The 23776-nt window shown below is 59.5% G+C and carries 22 protein-coding genes; 8 read left to right on the forward strand and 14 right to left on the reverse strand.

Annotation, left to right across the window (positions count from 1 at the left end):
- Window positions 1-5: 5 nt before the first annotated feature.
- Together LPB19_RS02375 and pbpG are read right to left on the reverse strand one after the other, a co-directional pair.
- On the reverse strand, window positions 6-485 hold the full coding sequence (locus tag LPB19_RS02375) for an asparaginase domain-containing protein (RefSeq protein ID WP_206644522.1): 480 nt from the start codon (window positions 483-485) through the stop codon (window positions 6-8).
- A gap of 23 nt (window positions 486-508) precedes the next feature.
- The gene (pbpG, locus tag LPB19_RS02380; protein ID WP_228289183.1) at window positions 509-1429 is read right to left on the reverse strand and encodes a D-alanyl-D-alanine endopeptidase; all 921 of its coding nucleotides are present in this window, start codon (window positions 1427-1429) and stop codon (window positions 509-511) included.
- Between the two features lie 303 nt (window positions 1430-1732).
- Here pbpG and LPB19_RS02385 point away from each other — a divergent pair, with 303 nt between their 5' ends.
- Window positions 1733-4147: a phosphoketolase family protein gene (locus tag LPB19_RS02385; RefSeq protein ID WP_206644524.1), complete on the forward strand. Its 2415-nt coding sequence runs from the start codon at window positions 1733-1735 to the stop codon at window positions 4145-4147.
- A gap of 80 nt (window positions 4148-4227) precedes the next feature.
- Here the strand turns inward: LPB19_RS02385 and LPB19_RS02390 are convergent, their stop codons facing one another.
- From LPB19_RS02390 to ald, 3 genes are all read right to left on the reverse strand, one after another.
- On the reverse strand, window positions 4228-4839 hold the full coding sequence (locus LPB19_RS02390; RefSeq protein WP_206644525.1) for a Yip1 family protein: 612 nt from the start codon (window positions 4837-4839) through the stop codon (window positions 4228-4230).
- A 206-nt stretch (window positions 4840-5045) separates the two neighbouring features.
- Window positions 5046-5615, reverse strand: a complete 570-nt coding sequence (locus tag LPB19_RS02395) for a glutathione S-transferase family protein (RefSeq protein ID WP_206644527.1) — start codon at window positions 5613-5615, stop codon at window positions 5046-5048.
- A gap of 24 nt (window positions 5616-5639) precedes the next feature.
- Window positions 5640-6758 (reverse strand): alanine dehydrogenase, encoded by a 1119-nt coding sequence (gene ald / locus LPB19_RS02400; protein WP_206644529.1) that lies wholly within the window; start codon window positions 6756-6758, stop codon window positions 5640-5642.
- A 169-nt stretch (window positions 6759-6927) separates the two neighbouring features.
- Between ald and LPB19_RS02405 the strand changes: the two genes are divergently transcribed.
- A complete protein-coding gene (locus LPB19_RS02405) occupies window positions 6928-7731 on the forward strand; it encodes a dienelactone hydrolase family protein (RefSeq protein WP_206644530.1) in 804 nt (267 codons plus the stop codon).
- Between the two features lie 42 nt (window positions 7732-7773).
- Here the strand turns inward: LPB19_RS02405 and LPB19_RS02410 are convergent, their stop codons facing one another.
- From LPB19_RS02410 to cysZ, 6 genes are all read right to left on the reverse strand, one after another.
- Window positions 7774-8472 carry a lysophospholipid acyltransferase family protein gene (locus LPB19_RS02410; RefSeq protein WP_206644532.1) on the reverse strand — a complete coding sequence of 233 codons (699 nt, stop codon included), beginning with the start codon at window positions 8470-8472 and terminating at the stop codon, window positions 7774-7776.
- 175 nt (window positions 8473-8647) lie between these two features.
- Window positions 8648-8854, reverse strand: a complete 207-nt coding sequence (locus LPB19_RS02415; protein WP_206644533.1) for a cold-shock protein — start codon at window positions 8852-8854, stop codon at window positions 8648-8650.
- Between the two features lie 253 nt (window positions 8855-9107).
- Window positions 9108-9488 carry a fluoride efflux transporter CrcB gene (gene crcB, locus LPB19_RS02420; RefSeq protein ID WP_206644535.1) on the reverse strand — a complete coding sequence of 127 codons (381 nt, stop codon included), beginning with the start codon at window positions 9486-9488 and terminating at the stop codon, window positions 9108-9110.
- Between the two features lie 134 nt (window positions 9489-9622).
- A complete protein-coding gene (locus LPB19_RS02425) occupies window positions 9623-12073 on the reverse strand; it encodes an acyl-CoA dehydrogenase (protein ID WP_228289184.1) in 2451 nt (816 codons plus the stop codon).
- Window positions 12074-12196: 123 nt separating this feature from the next.
- Window positions 12197-15058, reverse strand: a complete 2862-nt coding sequence (gene rapA, locus LPB19_RS02430; protein WP_206644537.1) for an RNA polymerase-associated protein RapA — start codon at window positions 15056-15058, stop codon at window positions 12197-12199.
- Window positions 15059-15069: 11 nt separating this feature from the next.
- Complete coding sequence (gene cysZ, locus LPB19_RS02435; RefSeq protein ID WP_206644538.1) at window positions 15070-15825, reverse strand: sulfate transporter CysZ; 756 nt, start codon at window positions 15823-15825, stop codon at window positions 15070-15072.
- Window positions 15826-15922: 97 nt separating this feature from the next.
- Between cysZ and LPB19_RS02440 the strand changes: the two genes are divergently transcribed.
- A complete protein-coding gene (locus tag LPB19_RS02440) occupies window positions 15923-16303 on the forward strand; it encodes a VanZ family protein (RefSeq protein WP_206644539.1) in 381 nt (126 codons plus the stop codon).
- Window positions 16304-16741: 438 nt separating this feature from the next.
- Here the strand turns inward: LPB19_RS02440 and LPB19_RS02445 are convergent, their stop codons facing one another.
- Window positions 16742-17395: a 50S ribosomal protein L11 methyltransferase gene (locus LPB19_RS02445; protein WP_206644540.1), complete on the reverse strand. Its 654-nt coding sequence runs from the start codon at window positions 17393-17395 to the stop codon at window positions 16742-16744.
- Between the two features lie 138 nt (window positions 17396-17533).
- On the opposite strand from LPB19_RS02445, the gene mnmH reads away from it, so the two are divergent.
- The 5 genes from mnmH (at window position 17534) to LPB19_RS02470 (ending at window position 22109) form a co-directional block, all read left to right on the forward strand.
- Window positions 17534-18634: a tRNA 2-selenouridine(34) synthase MnmH gene (mnmH, locus tag LPB19_RS02450; protein WP_206644541.1), complete on the forward strand. Its 1101-nt coding sequence runs from the start codon at window positions 17534-17536 to the stop codon at window positions 18632-18634.
- 133 nt (window positions 18635-18767) lie between these two features.
- Window positions 18768-19601: a mechanosensitive ion channel family protein gene (locus LPB19_RS02455; RefSeq protein ID WP_206644542.1), complete on the forward strand. Its 834-nt coding sequence runs from the start codon at window positions 18768-18770 to the stop codon at window positions 19599-19601.
- A 170-nt stretch (window positions 19602-19771) separates the two neighbouring features.
- Entirely contained in the window at window positions 19772-20326 is a 555-nt protein-coding gene (locus tag LPB19_RS02460; protein WP_206644543.1) for an aminoacyl-tRNA deacylase, read from the forward strand.
- A gap of 75 nt (window positions 20327-20401) precedes the next feature.
- Window positions 20402-21697, forward strand: coding sequence for an FAD-dependent oxidoreductase (locus LPB19_RS02465; protein ID WP_206644544.1), 1296 nt, complete (start codon window positions 20402-20404; stop codon window positions 21695-21697).
- Window positions 21698-21743: 46 nt separating this feature from the next.
- Window positions 21744-22109 (forward strand): histidine triad nucleotide-binding protein, encoded by a 366-nt coding sequence (locus LPB19_RS02470; protein WP_206644545.1) that lies wholly within the window; start codon window positions 21744-21746, stop codon window positions 22107-22109.
- 19 nt (window positions 22110-22128) lie between these two features.
- Here the strand turns inward: LPB19_RS02470 and phoU are convergent, their stop codons facing one another.
- Both phoU and pstB read right to left on the reverse strand, forming a co-directional pair.
- Complete coding sequence (gene phoU, locus LPB19_RS02475) at window positions 22129-22851, reverse strand: phosphate signaling complex protein PhoU (RefSeq protein ID WP_206644546.1); 723 nt, start codon at window positions 22849-22851, stop codon at window positions 22129-22131.
- A gap of 34 nt (window positions 22852-22885) precedes the next feature.
- Window positions 22886-23773: a phosphate ABC transporter ATP-binding protein PstB gene (gene pstB / locus LPB19_RS02480; protein ID WP_206644547.1), complete on the reverse strand. Its 888-nt coding sequence runs from the start codon at window positions 23771-23773 to the stop codon at window positions 22886-22888.
- Window positions 23774-23776: the final 3 nt, after the last annotated feature.

The following is a 23776-nucleotide window of genomic DNA, read 5'->3' on the forward strand; positions in this document are numbered from 1 at the left end:
GAGGCTCAGAGTCGCTCAAAACGCTTTGCTTCAAGATTCTTGCGAACCGAGCCCGCCTCAAACACTTCGCCATTCATGGCTATATAGACTCCCGGTGGCAGAAGGCTCACCGCCGACCACGCAAACCCGAGATTGAACAACGCGTCGGTGCGGCGCATCCGGGCCGGCTGCATGGCACCAAACAACACAATGGTTTTGCCTTCCAGCTTGGCCAGGGCCGAGGCGGTTTCCGGCATGGTATCTGTGCCGTGCGTGATCAGAATCCGGTCGCACGTGGACTCACTGGCGGCCTGAAAAACAGCCTGACGATCCTCGTCGGTCATTTCAAGACTGTCCTTGCGCAGCAACTCCTTGAGTTCGTAACCGCCATGGATGTTGGACTCGGACAGCATCTCGGGCACCGTCGGATCACCCACGGCAAATTCCGAATTGGCGTCAAAGTACACCTTATCGATGGTGCCACCAGTGGTAAGAATCTGGATCATCACTACGGACCTTCTGCGCTGAGTTAGTTGGCACTGACTACGTTCTTGGCCGCAGCGGCATAAGCTGCGTTTTTCTCCTGTTCGTAACGGCGGGCAGCCGTGGCCACCTGGCCACGGGCGCCGGTGTCCAGCCAGCGCTTGATGCGCCCGGCATCGCCCAGAGGCGAACGGGTGCCCAGCGAATCAAGCAAGACGGTGACAACCGGCTCGCCGTTCATTTGCGACACCATTACCAGGCACCGGCCCGCTTCCTCCAGATAGCCGGTTTTGCTCAGGGACACGCCCCAGCTGTCACGATGGACCAGGGCATTGGTATTGCCAAACGACAGGCTGTAACGAGGCTTCCGGAATTGCGCACGATAATAGCCTGTGGTCGAGTATTCCCGGATTTCCGGGTGCTTGCCTGCCGCCTTCACCAGTTTCACCAGGTCGGCCGCCGTTGAGACATTCTCTGCCGACAGGCCGGTGGGGTCGACAAAGTGGGTACCCGTCATACCCAGTGCCTTTGCCTTCGCGTTCATGGCGTTGATAAAGGCGTCAAAGCCTCCCGGGTAGCTGCGCGCCAAGGTATAGGCCGCGAAGTTTTCGGACGACATCAACGCAATGCGCAGGACATCGGACCGGCGTAACTGGGAGTCCACACGAATCCGGGTGTAGGCATTGGCCGCGGCCGGCGTGTGTCGCTCCTTAAACGTGAGCCACTCATCCAGTGGCTGGTCAGACTCCAGAACCACCAGGCCGGTCATCACCTTGGTCAGGGAGGCAATCGGCACAGAGCGGTTGGCATTCTTGCCAAACAACAGGGCATCGTCACCGACTTTCGCCACGGCGGCATTCACCGAGGCCAGATTGGGGCCTGTCGGCTCTTCGCCACTGGCAGCCGCGACCCCAGAAAAACAAATAAGGAGAGTCAGCATGAGGGCAAAGCCACCACGTATCATCATGAGATCTGAATCCTGCTTTTATCACTAACAATTTCGGGTACTGCGCGGGTCGAACCGAATGTCGTCAGAAACACGCCACACGGCGGCTCGAGGGCCCGCGTCAAGGTAAAACAACCTTATGGCCGCCCAGTGTAAGGCAATCATTGCACAGCGCCAATGCGGTCACCTCCTTACGTGGAGCGTTGATCGGCGAAGCCCGGACTTCTGTAACGAACCCGGCTTTCTGACCTGAATCAAGTCGACTTGCGGCGGGCAGATCTACAATTCTGGTCACAATGAACGCCATGGAGGCAAGGCCTGAACATGCATACCCCAACCCGTCAGCCAGCACCCACTCCCGATTCCGGGCCAACAGGCTCCGCCTGTCACCTTTGGCGGAAGGGCTATGGCGTGATCGAGCACAGCGAGGCCACCTGTGCGCGGGTTGAAAGCCTGGCCCAGCGACTCATCGCGGCCGGCCTGCAACCCGATGCGAACACGGTGTACCGGAAACTCATCGCGCTGGACCGCTTGACCAGCGCCGGGCTCTGGCTCGTCGCCCACATGACTTACGCCAACCGGGTGGAGGTCAGCGGCAGCCCGCTGAAACCACAGGACTTCAAAACCCAGCCCCAGGGGCATACCGGCGGCGCGCTGAACATGGTACCGGCCTACGCCGCCTACCTGGCCTTCAATAATCTCACCGGACAGACCCGAAGTTGGCTGATGGGCCAGGGTCATTGCGTCGCGGCCATCGAGGCCCTCAATGTGCTGACCGGCAACCTGCATCCGGAACAATCGGAACGATATCTGGCGCCCGAGGGCCTGTCACGACTGGCCGCGGATTTTTACAACTACCGGCAGGCCCCGGACGGCTCGGTGAGCGCGCCGCTGGGCAGCCATGTCACGCCCCACACCGCAGGCGGCATCATTGAGGGCGGCTACCTTGGCTTTGCCGAACTCCAGTACGCCCACATGCCCCTGCCCGGGGAGTCTCTGGTGGCATTTTTGTCCGATGGTGCCGCTGAAGAGCAGCGGGGCAGCGACTGGGTGCCCCGCTGGTGGCGAGCAGAAGATTGCGGGCTGATGATGCCGGTCATGATTGCCAACGGACGGCGCATTGAGCAACGCACCGAGCTGGGCACCCGCGCCGGCCTGGAACGCTTTGAAGCTCATCTGGCTGAGCGCGGCTTTGATCCGCATCGTTTTGATGGTCGCGACCCGGCGGCCTTTGTCTGCGCCCTGTTTGAAATGGAGCAATCGCTCAAGGCCAGTGCCGAGGAAGCGCTCCGGGGCGACCTGTGCTATCCGGTCCGCATTCCCTACGGCATCGCAGAAACGGTCAAGGGCTTTGGCTTCTATGGCGCCGGCAGTAATTCAGCGCACAACCTGCCGCTGCCTGGCAACCCGCGAATGGATGCCCGAGCCCGGGAACTGTTCAACGAACACGCCGGCAAGCTCTGGGTAGCGCCCGACGAACTGCGCCAAAGCGTTGCCTACCTGACCGAACACGAGCAACAGCGCAGGGAGCGGGAGCGAGACCACGCCCTGTCGCTCCGGAATCCTCCGGAACCGGCCATCCCACGCCTGCCACCCTGCGAAAACGGTCGTTCGCCGATGAGTGCGGTGGATGATTTTTTCCCGGCCCTGTTGGCGGCCAATCCAACGCTTCGGGCCCGGGTGGGCAATCCGGACGAGCTGGCCAGCAACCGGCTGACTGGCGTCCTGGCGGCACTCAAACACCGGGTTATCGATCCGGAAAACGATCAGGAGTCCGTCCACGGCGATATCATTACCGCGCTCAACGAAGAAGCCGTGGTATCCGCGTGCCTGGCCAACAAGGCGGGACTGAACCTGGTGGCCAGCTACGAGGCTTTCTGCGTAAAAATGCTGGGTGCCATTCGTCAGGAACTGATTTTTGCACGTCGGCAAAAAGAAGTGGGACGCCCGGCGAGCTGGCTCGGATTTCCGGTGATCGCGACATCCCACACCTGGGAAAACGGCAAGAACGAACAGTCCCACCAGGACACCACTTTCTGCGAAAGCCTGCTGGCAGAAATGAACGACGTATCCCGTGTGCTGTTTCCCGCCGACTACAACAGCACCCTGGCCCTGCTGCCCGGCGTGTACAGCCAGCGCGGACAAATTTCGATCATGGTCATCCCCAAACAGGAGCGACCGTGCCTGTTCTCCTGGGATGAAGCCGAGGCGCTGGCGCGACAGGGCGCCATCGTGGTGGATGAGGACACCTCCGGTGGCGAACCGATACTGTTAATGGCCAATGGTGCCTACCAGCTGGCGGAGGCAATCCGGGTCTGCGAACGACTGCGCGACACCGGAACCTCCTTTCGCCTGGTGTATATCCAGGAGCCCGGACGTCTGCGCCCGCCCCGGGACAGCATGGAGGCCAGTTACTGCCTGCCTGACTTCGCGCGGGACCGCCTGTTTCCCACTCAGATCACAAGGCGCGTAGCGCTGACCCATATGCGCCCGGAAGTGTTCCGGGGCCACCTCAGCCCCCTGTTCCCCAAGCCCGAGCGCGCTCGCGTTCTGGGGTACCTGAATCGGGGCGGCACCCTGAACGAAGCCGGCATGCTGTTCGCCAACCGGTGCTCCTGGGCCCATACCCTGGCCGCCTGCGCACTCACCATGAAGAAACCGCCCGGCGAGTGGCTGTCGGCCGCCGAACTGGCCGCCGTGGAAGGGCGCGGAACACCGTCAGTCATCACCCGCGCTTAAATGGAAACACACAATCAGAAAAAGAGAAAAGGGAGCTCAAAGGCTCCCTTTCTGTTTACGTGCCAACGTCGTGTGTTCGATCAACCGCTGACGAACACCGGTCCCACCCCCCAGTTCCAGAGGATGACGGAACCGACCCGGGTGGTGACCAGAATCACCAGTGCCACGGTCAGAATGGCTCCGCCGTAGAACACCGCACGGTCCTTCTCCACCCCCATCACGATGGGCAAACCGTCGTACATCAGCCAAGCGCCGTAGCAGGCGGCCGCTAAAAATACGATGGCGTTGAACCAAGGAACCGGATAGAGAAGCGCGAAGCCCGCCAGGAACAGCGGCGTGCAGGAGTATGCCGCCAATGCGATGCCGTAGGAAGGAACGTGCTCTTCCCGGGCGCCGTAGGTTTTCGCCATCCAGTTGATCGCATAGCCGAGGGCAAAGACACCCACAAGCATGGCCAGGTAGGTCAGCACACTTAACTGCAGCGCACTGATTTCAGTCAGCTTTATCAGCCGGTCATTGCCAACTGTCCAGCCAAAGTAAGCGGTCGAAATGTACGCACACACAGGCGCGATGGCGGCGAGCACCACCACGTAGGCAACGTACAGACGGCGAGGTGTTTCGTGTTCTTTTCGAATGGAAGCCCACTCTTCGTCCGGGTGGGTAAATAAACCAAACGCGTGAGTCAGGAGCATGGATGACCCCCTCTAGAGACCTATTGTTAATATTATGAGATACGGGTGGGCAATTTGCTCAGATCAACCCACCTTGCTCATTTTAAATATAGTCAAAATCGGGGGACTCGCCGGGGAAAACGGTAAAATTTTGTTCTGTGTCGCAACGGCAAAACCAGTGTGCCACCCCGGGGCGGCACACCGGAGAGTGTGGAGGTGAACGAGGCTCAGGCGCGGGGATCAGTCCGCGCTACCCAGGGTTCCTCCCGATGGCGATCACGGAACGACAACAGACTCTCCACGCCGGTCCAATCCACCAGATCGCGGAAATCGAGCCAGTCGACCAGACAGTACAGGCACATAGACGGGTATTGCCAGTCGTCGAACTCGCCCTCATCAACCATGGCTGCCAGCGTTCTCAGAGTGGTCATGATGCGCTCACGCTGAAGGTTATAGAACATCACATCCCGGGAGGTGTCGATGCCTGAACGCTCGGACAAAAGCAGAATGACCGCCGAATCATTGGCGCCGTCTATCATCGTCAGCTGATTCTGCTGATCCCAGGTCAGCGGGTCTCTGCCCTGCTGTGCACTGATGTATCGTGCGATGATCCGGGAATCGTAAATTTCCTGTCCGCCGTCTTCCAGAACCGGGATCTTCAAGGTCGGGTTGGTCTTTCTCAATTCGTCCCGGCCCTCACCATAAATGTCCAGATTGACGAACTCGTGGGGCTCCTCGCCAAGCAGGATTCGAATACGCCGAACGTATGGTGAAGTGGTTGATCCAATCAGCTTCATCGTGCCTCCCAGTGGTATTACTGCTCAGATTCCCAGCAGGGTTGCCGGGTCTGTGTACGGATGACCCGTGGCTTCCGCCACCTCTTTGTAGGTCACCTTGCCGTCGTATACATTCAGCCCCGCCAGCAAGTGAGGATCGTCCGTCATCGCCTGGTCAGCGCCTTTGTTGGCAATGGCGGAAATAAACGGCAAGGTCACGTTGTTGAGCGCGAGGGTGGAGGTGCGTGCCACCGCCCCCGGCATGTTTGCCACGCAGTAATGTACCACACCATCAACCATGTACGTGGGGTCGGCGTGAGTTGTTGGTTTCGAGGTTTCGGCACAACCGCCCTGGTCGATCGCCACGTCCACCAACACGCTGCCCTCAGGCATGCGACGAATCATGTCACGGGTGATCAGCTTGGGCGCCGATGCCCCCGGGATCAGCACACTGCCCACCACCAGATCCGATTCCGTGACAGCCTGATCCAGGGTATGCGCGGTCGAGAACAGGGTAGTAATCCGGTTACCGTAAAGATGATCCAGGCTGCGCAGTACATCCATATCGCGATCCAGCACCGTCACCTGGGCCCCCATACCGACGGCCATGGCCAGGGCATTCTGACCCACCACGCCACCGCCGACGATCGTGACCCGCGCCGCCGCGACACCGGGCACACCGCCAAGGAGTACCCCCCGCCCACCGACTGACCGCTCCAGACAGTGGGCCCCGGCCTGAATCGACATCCGCCCGGCCACCTCAGACATGGGCGCCAGCAGCGGCAGGCGGCCCTTCCGGTCGGTCACGGTTTCATAAGCAATGCAGGTCGCCCCGGATGCCACCAGGTCGTCCGTCTGCGGTTTATCCGGCGCCAGATGCAAATAGGTGAACAGAGTCTGGCCCTCACTCAGCCGTGCCCGTTCCTCGGCCTGGGGTTCCTTGACTTTAACGATCAGCTCGACGGCGTCGAAGACCTCGGCGGCGGCCTGAAGTATTTGCGCGCCTGCCTGCCGGTAGTCGTCATCGCTGAAGCCAATCGCCGCGCCGGCATGGGTTTCCACAAACACCTCGTGTCCCTGACCAACGAGTTCGTGCACGGCGGCCGGTGTCATGCCAACCCGGTACTCGTGGTTTTTGATCTCTCTGGGTACGCCGATTTTCATGAACAACCTCCGGAACTCGACAAATTCACCTGCCTGAGCCTCAATTGTAGTCAAAAGGCACAACGTCGAAGCCAGTTTGTAGCGGGGCGCAGTCACCTCCAGGCATCGGATGTATTCCTTAGCTCGTACCCAATTCTCGTATTACCAATGAACCACAAGGAGCAGGATCATGACGAGACTCACAGCGTTCGCCTCGGCCGCGGCCATTACCCTGGCACTCACCAGCCATCAGGCTGTCGCGGAAATGAAAACCGAGATTGTCGACTATCAGATCGGAGACGAGACCTTTTCCGGGTTCATGGCCTGGGATGACAGCGTTCAAGGAAAGCGGCCCGGAATACTGCTGGTGCACGAATGGTGGGGCCATAACGACTTTGTCCGCGACCAGGCCAAGAAACTGGCGCGGGCGGGCTACACCGCTTTCGCACTCGATATGTACGGCAAAGGCAAGCTTGCGGAGCATCCCGACACCGCGAAGCAGTTCATGCAGGAAGCCACCAGCAACTTCGATCAGATCAAAAACCGTTTCCTGGCGGCCAAGGAGCTGCTGGAGGAGCATGAGACCGTCGACGGCGACCAGATCGCCGCCCAGGGTTACTGCTTTGGGGGTGCGGTCGTGCTGAACATGGCCCGCAGCGGCGCCGATCTGGACGGCGTGGTCAGTTACCACGGCTCACTTTCCAGCCCGATGAAGGCCGAGCAGGGCAAGGTCAATGCCCGGATTCAGGTGTACACCGGTGGCGCGGATAAAATGGTGCCGGCGGAACAGGTCGCCGGGCTTGTGGAGGAAATGCAGCAAGCCGGCGTGGACCTGACACTGGTCACCTTCCCGGATGTTCTGCACTCGTTCACCAATCCGGGCGCGGATGAATACGCCGAGCAGTTCGGCTTGCCGGTTGGTTACGATGAGGAGGCCGCAATGCGCTCCTGGCAGGGCACGCTGGACTTTTACAACCAAATCTTCGATCAATAAACGGTTCCAAAGGTTGGCCGGCAAACCGGCGCTGGCCAGCCTTCACACCAAAGCTGAACCGATAGTTGCCCGCACCTTTTCCATAAGAGCGTCCACCGGCTCGCTCCCCACCTCTACCGGAGGATGGATCACAATATCGATAACACCGGGCTGGAACGCTGCGTGCCCCTTCGGCAAGCGGTCGTGCGAACCACTGACCGTGACGGGCAGAATGGGTAACCCGCTTTGCCTGGCGATCACAAATCCTCCGGGCTTGAACGGCAGAAGCTCCCCATCCCAGGACCGGGTACCTTCGGGGAAGATCAAAATACCGGTGCCATCGGGTAACTGCTCCACCCCTTTCCTGATGCTCTCTAGCGCGTCACTGCCCTTCGAGCGGTCAATAAACAGGTTCCGGGATGTCTCCAACGCCAGCCCGAACAAAGGCACCTTGCGAAGTTCCTGTTTGATGACCCAGCGATACTGCACCCCGAGCGACAGCACCAGCGCTGGAGGATCAAAGTAAGACGCATGATTGCTCAGGATGACGTATTGCTGGTGCGGCACGAGGTGCTCCTTGCCGGAAACCCTCAGCCGGATACCGCACACTTTCAAAATACACCAGGCATAGACCTGGGTGCCGTGAAAGGCGGCATCGCCGCGCCTGCCCACCAGGGCCGCCACGACAATAGGAATAAACAGGACAAGGGTTAGCACGACGGCCCAGGTAATTATCCAGACCGATTTGAGCAGCTTCAACATGGGGTGGTTCCTGCAAGTCTCGACACCGTAAGCAAATTACACGAGTACCAGGTTGCTCAGAGCTTACACAGGAAATGCGGAATGGCACAACTGATCGCGTGCCGGAAGACGGGCACAAAAAAAGGCAGCCGAAGCTGCCTTTTCCAAGCGGTTACTGCCTGTAATCCATTAGGAATTACAGCGCAACAACGTTCTCCGCCTGCGGACCTTTCTGGCCCTGGGTAACAGTGAACTCAACCTGCTGGCCTTCTGCCAGGGTCTTGAATCCGCTGCCTTGAATGGCGCTGTAGTGAACGAATACGTCCGGGCCGCCTTCACGAGTGATGAAACCGAAGCCTTTTGATTCGTTGAAGAACTTAACGGTACCGGTAGTAGTAGACATACTTAATTTTCCTGAAATCAATCACATAATCTATAGTCTGACGCCTTCGTGGCTCAGACCCGAGGGTAGGGAAAAACTGAAATCGCTGAATCAAAAACAGGGACGGTCACTACTGACTACGGAGGTACGCCTTATTCATGAATTGCTTTACTCATCTTTCCTTACAGCCGCCACTTTACCCCCGAAAAAACGACATGCCAAGAGCCATTTCAAACATTTGAGTAAGTACTGATACCAACGGATCCGGACCGATCTAGCCCCGGATCAGGCCATAGCTGTAGAGCCCCAGCGCGGTCATGACCAGCGACCCCACCACATGTGCCAGTACCCCGGCGAGGGCCATCCCCCACTTGCCTTCCTGAATGGCCGCCAGCATTTCGAGGGAGAACGTCGAGAAGGTTGTCAGCGCACCGCACAAACCGGTAATCGCAAACAATCGCCACTCCGGCGCCAGACTGCTTCCAGTGCTGAAATAGCCAATCAGCAGACCAACGAACCAGCCACCGGCCAAGTTGGCCACCAGGGTTCCCAGAGGGATCGGGTGATACGTGCTGTTCAGCCAGAGCCCCAGCATCCATCTCAGGTTGGCGCCGATGACCGCCCCTGAACTGACCGCCAATACGGAAAGCCACATGTTTCTGATATTCCTTCATTCTGAATAAGTCGCCGCCGGGGCGGGTAAAGTCAGTATGCCCTCATGAAACCAACAAGTTAAGACAAAAAAAGGGCACCTTCCGGTGCCCTTTTTGACCATCAAAGCGCTAGCTGTCAGGCGGCGTTGTGCTTGATGACCGCTTTCTTGTTGCTGGCAAACTCATCAAAGGCAAAGTCGTCCACCGTGAGCATCTCCAGCACGACAGCCTCGTATTGGCGCATGAACTCAGCCTCATCCTTACTGATCACTTCAGCTTCCAGTGCCGCCTCGAAGCGATCCTCCGGATGCAGCGCGGTCATCGGCAGCTCACCCTTGGCGTAAGCCTTGGTGACTTTGCGGTAAAGCTTCTCGGCTCGATCATAGTCTTTCAGCAAGCCATTGTACTGGGCCACCGGGTTCTCGATACCGCCCTCGCCTTCACTGGTCCAGACACCGGCCAGCAGTTTCTGCCGGATCGGCGTATCGGTGGAGATGGCACGGGCGATCTTGCGAGTCAGCTCGTCACCGGGTGCATGCCAGCGACGGCCAAGCGGCATTGTAATACCGCGCAGGACTATGGCCACGGCACGGCTTGGCAGGTTCTGCAGGAACTCATCCAGCGCTTTCTCGATGCGACTAAGCAGGAAGGTCATGCTGTATTCCATAACCTCACGCTCACCCTGCACGGGCTGACCTTCGTGCCAGTTTTTCAGCACCATGGAGCCCAGATACAGATTGGCGAGCATGTCACCGAGACGAGCGGAAATCAGCTCGCGCATCTTCAGTTCACTGCCCAGCGTGGTCATCGCGGCGTCGGCGCACAGGCCAAAGGCGGCACTGAAGCGAGACAGCGCCTGAGCGTAACGACGGCTGGCATTGTCGAACGGAACCTCTGCCCGACCGGCGCCGATGGCCTGAGTAAAGGCACGGGCGGCGTTACCGAAGATCAGACCGGCGTGACCGAAGAAAGCCTTGTCAAACGCCTGAATGTCGTCGTTGTCTTTGGCCGCCAGCTCCTTCAGCACATAGGGATGACAGCGGATCGCACCCTGGCCGAAGATCATCAGGCTGCGAGTCATGATGTTTGCGCCTTCCACGGTGATGGACACTGCCGCACCGCTGAAGCTGGTGCCCAGATAGTTGCGCGGGCCGAGGGTCACCGCCTTGCCACCATGAACGTCCATGGCGTCGGTCAGCACGTCCCGCTGGAACTCAGTCAGGTGGTATTTCAGGATCGCCGACGGCACCGCCGGCTTTTCGCCCTGGTCGATCATATTCGCGGTATGGTTGACCGCCGACTGGGCAATGTAGGTCTTACCGGCAATCCGGGCCAGCGGCTCCTGAACCCCTTCCATATCCGCCACCGGGGTATTGAACTGACGACGAACACGAGTGAAACCACCGGACGTGCCGACGGTATAGGCGGATATGCCCGCTGCGCCAGACGGCAAGGTGATGCAGCGGCCCACCGACAGACACTCAACCAGCATGCGCCAGCCCTCGCCAGCCATTTCCTGGCCACCGATGATGTAGTCCAGCGGGATGAACACATCCTTGCCCTTGATCGGGCCGTTCATGAACGGCGTTCCGATCGGGCAGTGACGACGACCGATTTCCATGCCCTTGGTGTCACGGGGAATCAGGGCACACGTGATCCCGATGTCTTTCTTGTCGCCCAGCAGACCGTCCGGGTCAAACATGCGGAACGCCAGACCCACCACGGTGGCAATCGGTGCCAGGGTGATCCAGCGCTTCTCGAAGTTCAGCTTGATGCCGACCACTTCCTTGCCGCCGACCTTGCGCTTGCACACGATGCCGGTGTCCGGGATGGACGTCGCATCCGAACCCGCACGAGGGCCTGTCAGACCGAAACAGGGGATTTCCCGACCATCGGCCAGACGCGGCAGGTAATGATTCTTCTGATCATCGGTACCGTATTTGACGAGCAGCTCGCCGGGGCCGAGGGAGTTCGGTACCCCCACGGAAACCATCAGCATTTCGTTCGCCGCCAGCTTCTGCAGCACCGCTGTTTGCGCCTTGGCAGAGAAGCCCAGGCCGCCGTACTCCTTGGGAATAATCATGCCAAAGAACTTCTCTACTTTCAGGAAGTCCCAGAGCTCTTTGGGCAGATCCGCACGCTCCACAGCCAGATCCCATGCGTTACACATGGAGATCGCCTTGGTGCACTGGTTATCGACAAAGGCCTGTTCGTCTTCCCGCAGGCCGTTATGGCGGTTAGACAGCAGGCTGCGCCAGTTCGGCTGGCCGGTGAACAGCTCGCCGTCCCAGCCGACGGTACCCGCCTCAAGAGCAACCTTCTCGGTGGCTGAAACCTTGGGCGCGACTTTCTTGAACGTCGAGAAGATTTTCGGCGTCAGCCAACTCTGGCGAAAGCCCGGCAATCCAGCCGCAGCGGTGACGGCCGCACCGAGGAAGAGGATCAGGGCCAGCCAGCCGGATGCAAAGATCCAGGACAGCACACCAACCCCAACCATCACACCAATGGCCGGTGTGGCTCCGGCCTCACGGCGCATAACGATCAGCAGACCCGCCAGCGCCACCAGGAAAAGAATCAAAGTCATCATAGGTTCTCTCTGTCGTCCGTGTTTCGGAAACTTATTAAGACTAAAGTAGGTACGCCAACAGTACCGCATCAGATGAAAGCTGAACAGCCGCTGATCGCCAGAGAGCCAAGCCTTTCACACTGATCAGGAGGTGACGATAACGCGAATGCCTTCCAGCGCCAGACTGGCATGCCCGATAGCCTCCCGAGCCGCCGCAAGCTGCTTGCGGAAGTAGTCTACTTCTTCATCCCGGATGGCCGGATTCACCGCTTGCAGCGCTTCCAGTCGCCGAATTTCCGGGGCGAAATGCGATTCGACCTGCTCCAGCGCCTTGTTCTTCATCGGCTCCAGGTGCGGCTGGGAAAGGGTTTCCGCGTGGCCGACCAGCGTTTCCACCTGACTGCGAATCTTGGGCACAATCGCCTGCGCAGTCCGGCGCCGGATGTTGGAACACAGATCGTTCAACCGGTCGTGAGGCAATGCCCGGGACAAGTCCTTGCCGGTGACATCCACCAGCAGTCGCAGAGGCGACACCGGCAGGTAACGGGTCAGCTGAAGGGTTTCCGGTGCCGGGCAATGCACCGAGAACAGGGCTTCGAGCAGCAGCGTTCCGGGCGGCAGGGCCTTGACGCTGAGATTCGCCAGCGCGGCCTTACCCAGGCCGGTACTGATTACCGAGTCCATAACCCCGGTGACCATGGGGTGTTCCCAGCTCATAAAGGCCAAGTCCTCCCGCTCCAGTGCATCCTGGCGATGCCAGGTCACCGTCACACCATCCTCCGGCAGCTCCGCCACATGACCGGCCTGATACTGTTCTCCGGGCTTCAGGATATCGGAATGCTCACTGTGGTCTTCAACATCCACACCCAGGATATCGAAGGCCTCCATCATGTAATCGCGGACCTGCGCGGATTCCTCCTCGGATTCAATCGCCTCAATCAGAGTCCGCGCCACATCCGGGCGGCAGGAATTCAGTTCAATCAGCGCGTCACGGCCGTTCTGAAGCATGGTCTTCAACCGCGCCGTTTCATCGGCCGACACCGCCACCAACTCATTGAGCGCGGAGGTCTGACCGTCGATCGCAGCCTGCCACTGCCCCTGCACCTTTTCCTGCACGCTGACACCGACCGAGCAACTCTCGGCGAAGGCATTCAGACCCTCCTCAAACCAGCGGTACTGAACCTCCTGCGCGGTGCCCTCAAGGTAGGGAATGTGGATCTTGATGGTTTCGCTCTGGCCGATACGATCAAGCCGTCCGATGCGCTGCTCCAGCAGGTCGGGATTGGCCGGCAGATCAAACAGGACCAGATGATGGGCAAACTGAAAGTTGCGGCCTTCACTGCCGATTTCCGAACAGATCAGGACTTGCGCGCCCTGCTCGCTGTCGGTGAAATAGGCGGCGGCCCGGTCCCGCTCAATCAGGCTCAAATGTTCATGGAACGCGGCACTGCGAATGCCGGCCCGCAGCTGCAGGTAATGCTCCAGCGCCATGGCGGTCTCGGCACGGGCACAAATCACCACGACTTTTTCCGGGCGCAGGGACGTCAGGGTTTGCTGCAGCCAGGGAATACGGGGATCGTCCGCCAGCCACATGTCCTCAGTAACTTCCTGCTCCGGCGCCAGCCCGATTGTCCCCCAGGCATGGGGTTGATACATCTCGGGGCATGTCAGAGGAGCCGGTTTGGGCACACGCTCGGGGAACCCCTGAATCGCGGCCCGGGTATTGCGGAACAACACACGGCCCGTGCCATGTCGATCCAGCAGCGCATCAATGATCGCCTGTTCGGGCTCCTCGCCCGCCAGCAGCTGGCCGAGTTCATCGCCGAGCCAGCCTTCCAGCGCCGTGCGATCTTCCGCAGTCAACTCGGACGAGCCAGATTGCAGGCGGCGCACCACGCGATTGATGGCTTCGTATTGCTGCTCCTGCTCTCGGAAAGCTTCCAGATCGTGGAACCGTGCCGGATCCAGCAAACGAAGGCGGGCAAAATGGCTCGCCAAGCCGACCTGCTCCGGTGTTGCCGTGAGCAACAGCAAACCACGGCTTTCGGTCGCCAGCTCTTCAACAACTTGGTACTCGACACTCGGCTCTTCCGGGCTCCAGGCCAGGTGGTGGGCCTCGTCCACCACCATCAGATCCCAACCCGCAGCCTTTGCGTGCTTCTGGGCCCGGGCACTGTCGGTGAGGAAGTCCAGACTGCACAGCACCAGTTGTTCCGACTCAAAGGGGTTATCCTCATCGTCGTCCCCGAAAATGTGGTTAACCAAAGCATCGACATCGTCTTTCTGTTCGTCGAGCGCGGCATACCGCTGCTGATCGATGATGGAGAATCGCAGGTTGAAGCGGCGCAGCATCTCCACCAGCCACTGATGGATCAGCGAGTCCGGCACCACAATCAACGCCCGCTTGGCGCGGCCAGTGTGGATCTGGTAATGCAGAATCAAGCCGGCCTCAATGGTTTTACCCAAGCCGACTTCATCCGCCAGCAAAACCCTCGGCGCGTGGCGCTTGGCCACCTCGTGGGCGATGTAGATCTGGTGCTGCAGGTGCTGGGTACGGGCGCCGATCAAGCCCTGGGCAGAGGAAGCGCGGAGCCTCTCCAGATGCTGCATGGTGGCCACCCGCAACCGGAATGCGCCGTTTCGATCGAACTGACCGGCGAACAAACGCTGCTGAGGCGCGGAAAAATTCACCGACCCGCTCAGTTTGACCTCAGAGACCTGGTGAAGCTGGTCACCATCGTAGGCGTCGTACATCAGCACGCCACCCAGATCCTCCACCGCCTGCACCACCAAGCGCGAGCCATCGAAGATTTCGATTTCCTCCCCCACCTGGAAAATAATGCGCGAGAGCGGTGCGTTATCGATGGCGTACGTGCGTTCTTCATCCGCCGATGGAAACCCCAGCGTGACACGGCGGCCAGAAATATCCGTCACGATACCAAGCCCTAAACCGGTATCGCTGTGGCTGACCCAACGCTGACCTATTACAAAATCCAGCTTCTCCAAGAAACCTCCAATCAGGCTGACTTTCGGGTGGCGCCGTTCTCGCGCACCCAGTAGGCGGTGGCGCCGCAGACTGCGGCGGGCACAACAACAAGGTTCAACACTGGCACCATGGCCGCCAGCGCTACAGGCAACCCGAATCCAAGGGCCGACAAACGTGTTTCTCCGAGCAGATCGCGCAGCCCCTTGAAACTGACTTTGTGGTTATCTGCAGGATAGTCCACATACTGCAACGCCATCATCCAGCTGTTGAACAAAAACCAGAGTAAAGCCGCCACCAGATTCACCACCGGGATAAGACCGATCACAAACAGGCCAATGGCACGGGGCAGGTAATACAAAATCTTTCTAACTTCCCGACCCAGGGCCCGGGGGATGTCTTTTATGATCGCCTGCCAGCTGTCGTCGGTATCCAGCTCCTGTCCGGTCAGGTGCTTTTCAGTCAACTCCGACAGATAGCCATAAAAGGGAGAGCCAATGAGGTTGGCCACGATGACGAACCCATAGGCCAGCATAAGCAGGATGACCAGCCCGTAAAGCAGCCAGAACAGCCAATCCAGCGCCTGCAACCACGTCCAGTCGGGGAGCCACGCCATGGCGCCGGCAATCATCACGGTGAACAGTTCTGCCAGGAAATAGAACAGCAAGCCGAAAAGCAGAACGTTGAGAATCAGAGGAATAATGACGAACAATCGCAAACCGGGCTGCCGAATCAGGCGAAAACCCTCACCCAGGTACCCCAGTCCGCGAAAAAAATTACCTTTCAGCATGCTCGGCTTTTGCTCCCTTTCGATGACAGTGGCGGGCGGCAGAGCATATCATGTTGCCAGTATTCACACAGCCTGCGAGCAGTAACGGGATTCCCCCATGGTGGCATTGAAAGCGTTTGTTCTTGACCTTCTGAATTGCCGTCCACTGTGGCGTGGTGCGTTACTGATTTCCTTACTTGCCATCGCGGTGCTGGCCACCACCAGCAAACCCTTTGTCCTGCCACTGCCGGGACACGACAAACTTACGCACTTGCTGGCCTTTCTGGAGCTGACCATTCTTATCCGGCTGGCCTGGCCTGGCGCCAACCCGCTGGTGTACGCGCCCGTGGTGTTAGCCTTTGGCCTGGCTATCGAGGCGGCCCAGATCGCACTCCCATACCGGGTTTTTTCTGCCGAGGACCTGCTGGCCGGTGCCGCCGGCGTTGCACTCGGTATGTTGCCCTCACCACTGCGAACCCAGATCAGTAGAACCCCTTAGGATTTTCGCCCGAGCCGGTGTGAGATATTTCCTACAGGTGTGTAAGAAGTTCTTTACTCGTGCTGTACGAACTGCGGAAGATATTCTGACACTCGCTTTGTAACCCACTGTAATAAAAGGTTACACGGCATGTCGGTTTTCTTTACCCGCCGTTACAGATTTTTCTGTCACACATCTGCCACAAGTTCCTTGCTATATTTGAATTGTCAGGGATGACAGGGAATAAGGAAGACGCTAGGAAGCACCCCGGCACGGATTGCAGGGAGAAGCAGGGATAGAAGGATTGGTTGCTTAGGGATAATTATTTGGACAGTCGGCTAGGATGCCGGCACCAGGGAAAGGCTCAGGATACCGGCAACACGGTTGTTGCCAAACGCAAGGAAGCGTTGACCCGCTTAAAGAGGGCAATCCAGATGGATTGCCCTTTTCTTTTGCGGCTTAGTCTCCGGCGAGGTAAATCCGCACCTGGTTAAATTCCTCAAATTCATTCAGGTCGGGCCAGGTGCGGGCCTGCACCGTTGTCTGCAGCCGGTAAGCCTGGTCACCCAGGTTCCTGATCCGGGAATCCGCCAGCAACACCCGTGGCGCAGCCGAACGGAATACCTCCAGCAGCGGCCGGTTATCCGGGTCGTACAGCACATCGGCGGCGGTAATCACATCAATCCCGACAGGCCGGTCGTCCCAGTTCCCACACAAAGCGACGTTCACGCCGTTCAGGCGGGCGTTAGCCGCCACGGCGTCTAGCGCAGCTGGGTCGAGATCGCAGGCAATCACCTCGTGCGCCCCGGCCCGCGCTGCGGCCACGGCCACCACCCCGGAACCGGAGCCGAAGTCCAGCACCCGCTTGCCGGCAACCCAATGGGGGTGGGCCAAAATCCAGTTCGCCAATACCTGACCGCTGGCCCAGCAAAACGACCAGTACGCGGGTTCTGCCACCACCGCCTGAGCTTCCTGGTGGCTCAATGGTCCCTCCAGCACTGCTGGATCGAACAGGTATAAAGGTACCACCTGACACCCGGCCGGCCGGGATACCGTCACCCGCCCGCGACTCAGGGTTTTCTGTAAATGCTGATCAAGACATTCGGGCGACATCCAACCTCCTCACACGCCGGTACCGGGCCATGGCGCCATTGTACCGGCCAACGCAGCCAGAATCAGCGCCCGGGGAGCGTTACGCGGGCAGATTCGATATACTTTCGCTCCGTTTTCGTCAACCGATCCGACATCACCATGGCCACCAGACCCGACACCAACGATTACCTGTCGCTGTTCCTGAACGACGTCCCGCTGATGGACGTCCGGGCGCCCGTGGAGTTTGCCAAAGGCAGTTTCCCCTGCGCGGAAAACGCGCCGCTCATGAACGATGAGGAGCGCCATCGGGTGGGCATCTGTTACAAAGAAAAAGGCCAGGATGCGGCGATTGATCTGGGGCACCAACTGGTATCCGGAGACATCAAGGCCCAGCGCATCGAGGCGTGGAAGCGGTTCGTCGCCCAGCATCCGGAAGGTTATCTGTTCTGTTTCCGCGGCGGGTTGCGCTCGCGGCTGACCCAGCAATGGATCAAGGATGCCGGCATTGACTATCCGCTGGTCAAGGGGGGTTATAAGGCGCTGCGCCGGTTTCTGATCGACAGCCTTGAAGCCCAGATTGCCGACGGCCAATACCGCATCCTGAGCGGCAAAACCGGCACGGGCAAAACCCGGGTGCTGCAACAGCTACCCAATCCGGTCGACCTCGAAGGCCTGGCCAATCACCGCGGCTCCAGCTTTGGCCGGCAAGTCACGCCCCAGCCATCGCAGATCGATTTCGAGAACCGGCTCGCAGTGGCCATGCTCAAGGCCAAGCACCACACCGGTGGCCCGATTTACCTGGAAGACGAGAGCCGCCTGGTCGGGCGTTGCGCCCTGCCCGAAAACCTCAAGAATCGCATGGGCGAATCGCCGTTATTGATCCTCGAACGCCCGCTGGCTGAAAGGGTCGAGATCATTCGTGAGGATTATGTCGAGGGTATGCTGGCCGATTACATCCAGCGTGACGGTGAAGAAGCCGGCTGGATCAATTTCCGGGACTACCTGCTCAGCGCCCTGGACCGGATCCGCAAGCGGCTCGGCGGTGAGCGACACCAGCATCTGCGCAGCTTGATGGGAGACGCACTGCTGCAGCAGGCCAGGGGTGACATCACCCTGCACGACCGGTGGATTCAGGCCCTGCTGAAGGACTACTACGACCCCATGTACGACTACCAGTTAGGCCAGAAAGAGGGCCGGATTCTGGTGCGCGGCGAGCCCGACGAGTTAGTCGAGTGGGCCAGACGTAACCACTGTGCGTAAGCATCCCCTGCAAACATCTTCATCATCCGCGTGATAGCTTTGTCTGCCAACACTCTGTTCGTTACAGTGGACGCGTCTAGGCCGCCTCATCGGATGACAACTTACCCTCGACAAGAACAAGGAGTTCGCAATAATGGATGATCTCTTTAGCGCCGATGGACGCGCTTCTGAATGGATCGATCAGGCCGTGAGCATGGTGATGACTTACGCGCCGAAAGTTCTTCTGGCCATCGTCACGCTGGTGATTGGCCTCTGGATTATCAATCGCTTTGTTACCGTACTGGATAAGAAGCTCGGTGCCAAAGACCCGACTCTGAACAAGTTCCTGTGCGGGCTGATCAGCGCCATTCTCAAGGTTCTGCTGCTGATTTCGGTGGCCTCCATGGTGGGCATTGCCACCACCTCATTTATCGCCATCGTCGGTGCCGCCGGCCTGGCGGTTGGTCTGGCGTTGCAGGGTAGCCTGGCAAATTTTGCCGGTGGTGTACTGATCCTGATCTTCAAGCCGTTCAAGGTCGGCGATGTGATTGATGCCCAGGGTTACCTGGGAACCGTCCGTGAGATCAGCATTCTCTATACCATTCTGGACACCTTCGATAACCGCCGGGTGATCGTGCCGAACGGTCAGTTGGCCAACGCCAGCCTGACCAACAACAGCGCCTACGAAACCCGCCGCTGCGACCTGACCTTCGGCATCGGCTACGGCGATGACATCGATGCCGCCAAAGCCATCATCAAGCGCCTGATTGAACAGGATGAGCGCGCGCTCGAAGAGCCAGAGCCGATGATCGTTGTCGGAGGGCTCGGCGACAGCTCGGTCGACCTGACCGTCCGGGTTTGGACCAAGTCGTCCGACCTGTGGCCCTTCTACTGGTGGATGCAGGAAAACGTCAAGAAAGCCTTCGACGCCGAGGGCATCAGCATCCCCTTCCCGCAGCGGGATGTGCACCTGTACAAGACGGAATAACGAACGGGACTGGGGTCGCAAATTTCCATCCCCTGGTTCGAAAACTGCGTAACCGCGAACTAAGCTGACGGAGAATGGCGGGAGATGAGGCTCCCGCCAGGCCGTCGGGGCCAGCAGACCAATAATCATCGGCCCCGTGACGCTGTCATTGCTGGTGGGAGGTTGTCACTATGCCGGTACAGCAGTTGAAAACATTCCTTGATAAGGCAGGTGTCGAGTACGTGTGCCTTTCTCACCCCCCTGCCTTTACCGCTCAGGAACTCGCGCAACACGTCCAGATTGCCGGCGACCGGGTGGTCAAAACCGTGATAGTTGAACTGGACGGAAAAATGGCCATGCTAGTCATGCCTGCCACCTGGCGGGTTCGCTGGGACCGGCTGTCCCGGATCCTGGATACCGATTTCGTCGATCTGGCGGACGAACAGGAGTTCAAGGACCGCTTTCCGAATTGCGAAGTGGGCGCCATGCCTCCTTTTGGCCATCTCTTTGGCATGTCGGTCTACTGCGCCGAGGTACTGACCGAACAGCCGGAACTGGCGTTCGCAGCCGGCACGCACACCGAATCGGTGCACATGAAAACTTCGGATTTTCTCCATCTCGTGCAACCCATGGTCCTGAACCAGGGCTTTGTGAAACCGGGGGCGAAGAAACCGGCCTGGCTGGCCAAAGGCCGGCGCCGGCCCGATGACCTGGAACCGGGCCTGTCCGGCATGGCCGGCTACTGAGCCCGTCTGCCGAGCCGGGTTGCTTGTCTGAGCGCCGCCATCGCGTAAACTGTTGGCATCAGACAGGAACCCGATATGACACACGCATATGACATTGCCGTGGTCGGCGCCGGTATGGTCGGCGCTGCGTTGGCCACGGGCCTTGCACAGGAAGGCTTCACCGTCGCGCTGATTGACCGCGCGCCGGCGCCCGAGTTCACGCCTGAGGCGGCACCGGATATCCGCGTTTCCGCCCTGAGTAAAGGCTCGGAACGCTACCTTGAGCAACTGGGTGCCTGGCCGCAGATCACCCGCATGCGCGCCACGCCCTATCGGCGCCTGGCCGTCTGGGACCAGACCCCGCATCCGCTCAGCAATCTCATTCCCCGAAAATTCACCGAAGTGGAGTTTGACGCGACCAGCCTGGGCACCAGTCACCTCGGGCACATTGTCGAGAACTCGGTGACCCAACGGGCGTTGTGGCAGGCGGCAGAGGCCAACACCGGGGTGACCTTTTTCACCGGCCATGAGGTGTCGGCGCTGACCGAAAACCAAGACGACGTCACCCTGACCCTGGACAACAACACCCGCCTGGCAGCCGCCCTGGTGATCGGCGCGGACGGCGGCCAGTCCCGGATCCGGGATCTGGCCGGCATCGGCGTTACCCGTGACCAGTATGCGCAACAGGCCATGGTGTTGTCCGTTCGTTACCAGGGGCCTGTCGAGGACATCACCTGGCAGGGGTTTTTCCCTTCGGGCCCCCGGGCTTTCCTGCCCCTGCACAGTGCAGGGGCCGATCATCCGGGCGAGACCTGGGCCTCCCTGGTCTGGTACGACGCCCCGGAACAGCTCGCCCAGCTGAAAGCGCTGTCCGACAGCGACCTGCTGGCAGCCGTTCAGAAGGCGTTTCCAACCGACCTGCCACTGCTGACCCATCTGGACCGAAAGGCCAGCTTTCCCATTGCCCGCCAACACGCCAATCACTATTTCTCCGGCCGGGTCGTGCTGGCCGGGGATTCCGCCCACACCATCAACCCGCTTGCGGGCCAGGGTGTGAATCTCGGGTTTCAGGATGCCCAGTGTTTGCAGGCCGTTCTGAAAGAAGCCCGGCGGGCCAATGACGACCTGGCCAACCCCGACAGGCTGGCGCGCTACGAGCGACAGCGTCGCCCGGCCAATCGCCGGATGATGCTAACCATGGACCTGTTCTACCACCTGTTCAGCAACCGGATTCCACCGCTGCACCTGGCGCGCAATCTGGGGCTTGGCGCTGCCCGCGCCCTGCCCTTTGCCCGCAACCGGGTAGCGCGCTACGCCATGGGTATCGACGACCAGTTGCCCGCCGTACTGAGCCAGTTGGCCAGCCGGATTCCGGGCCTGAACCAGCTTTAGCACACCAGCAAACTCACTCACCGACGTGACCGACTCAGGAGCCACCATGTCAGACACGATTTTTACCAAGATCATGAACCGGGATATCCCGGCCGACATTATTTACGAGGATGAGCTCAGCCTCGCCTTCATGGACATCAATCCGCAGGCGCCGGTGCACTTTCTGGTGATTCCGAAAAAGGCGATTGCCACCATCAACGACGTCGAGGAAGACGATCGGGAACTGGTGGGCCACTTGTACTGGGTTGCCGGTAAGCTGGCCAAGGAGATGGGATTTGCCGAAGACGGCTATCGTACGGTGATGAACTGCGGAGAGAATGCCGGTCAGACGGTGTTCCATATCCACCTGCATGTGCTGGCCGGCAAGCCTTTCGGCTGGCCGCCCTACACCGACCGGATGAAACAGGCCTGACCTTGCCGGGTGGTGGGGCTCAGCGCCCCACGACCCGCTCGGCTTCTTCCACCGAGGTGTGGCGAACGTCCTCGCCCTTGACCATGAAAATGACATTCTCAGCGATGTTACAGGCGTGGTCGCCAACCCGCTCAAGTGCCCGCAGCACCCACATCACCGACATGCAGCGCGAGATGTTACGCGCATCTTCCATCATGAAGGTCAGCAGGGCGCGGGTCGCGGCCTGATATTCCTCGTCCACCCGTTTGTCTTCTTTCATGATGCGCAGGGCCTGCTCCGAGTCCAGGCGAGCAAATGCGTCGAGGGCATCTTGCAGCATGACTTTCACATGCTGGCCAATATGGCGCACCTCAACATAGCCGCGCGGAGCCTGACCCTCCTCAGATAACTTGATGGCCAATTTGGCGATTTTCTTGGCTTCGTCACCGACGCGCTCGAGATCCGCCACCATTTTGATCACCGAGATCACCAGGCGAAGATCCCGGGCGGTGGGCTGGCGGCGGGCAATAATGAGCGTGGCTTCCTCGTCGATATCGATTTCCATTTTATCGACCAGCTTATCGCGCCCGCGGATTTGCTCGGCCAGGTCTGAATCGCCGTCGATCAAAGCCTGAATGGCACCCTCCACCTGCGCTTCAACCATGCCCCCCATCTCGAGAAACTCGGTCTTGAGCTCCATCAGCTCGGAATTGAACTTGTGGGAGATGTGATCCCCGTAAACGTTGTCTTTTTCCACTGGCATTGTCTTACTCACTCCAATGACGCTGTTACCGGCCTCAACCAAACCGGCCAGTAATGTAGGATTCGGTCAACTCGTGATCCGGCGAGGTAAATACTTTGCTGGTTTCGTTCACTTCCACCAGATTCCCGAGGTGGAAATACGCGGTTCTGTGCGACACCCTGGCAGCCTGCTGCATCGAGTGGGTGACGATCACGATGGTGTAACTTTCCGACAGCTCGGCAATCAGTTCCTCCACCTTCGCGGTGGCGATGGGATCAAGCGCGGAACACGGCTCGTCCATCAGCACCACCTCCGGGCTTACGGCGATGGCACGGGCAATACACAGGCGCTGCTGCTGACCACCGGACATACCGGTGGCGGTGGCATCCAGGCGATCCTTGACCTCGTCCCACAAACCCGCCTTGCGAAGGCTGTTCTCGACGATCTCATCCAGTTCCGCCTTGCGGTTGGCCAGACCATGAATACGGGGGCCGTAGGCCACGTTCTCGTAGATGGACTTGGGGAACGGATTCGGCTTCTGGAACACCATGCCCACACGGGCACGCAGCTCCACCACGTCCCGCTTCGGGTCATAGATGTCCACGTCATCCAGCTGCAGCGAGCCGGTTACCCGGCAGCTGTCGATGCTGTCGTTCATCCGGTTCAGGCAGCGCAAGAAGGTGGATTTACCGCAGCCGGACGGGCCGATAAACGCAATGACTTCGTTGCGGGCAATGTCCAGGCTGATGTCCTTGATGGCGCGATTGTCACCGTAGAACACGTCCACATTGCGCAACTTGAACTTGGCATCGTCGGCAAAGGGGGTTCCAACGGTAACGCCTTCCTCGACCTTCCCCGCCAGCGGCTTGGACTCGGCGCGCGGCGCATCGGTGTCGGCCTTAACAGAGGTATCCTGGGCAATCGTTGTATTCAGGGTATTCATTTA

The organism is Marinobacter salinisoli, assembly GCF_017301335.1.
GTDB lineage: Bacteria > Pseudomonadota > Gammaproteobacteria > Pseudomonadales > Oleiphilaceae > Marinobacter > Marinobacter salinisoli.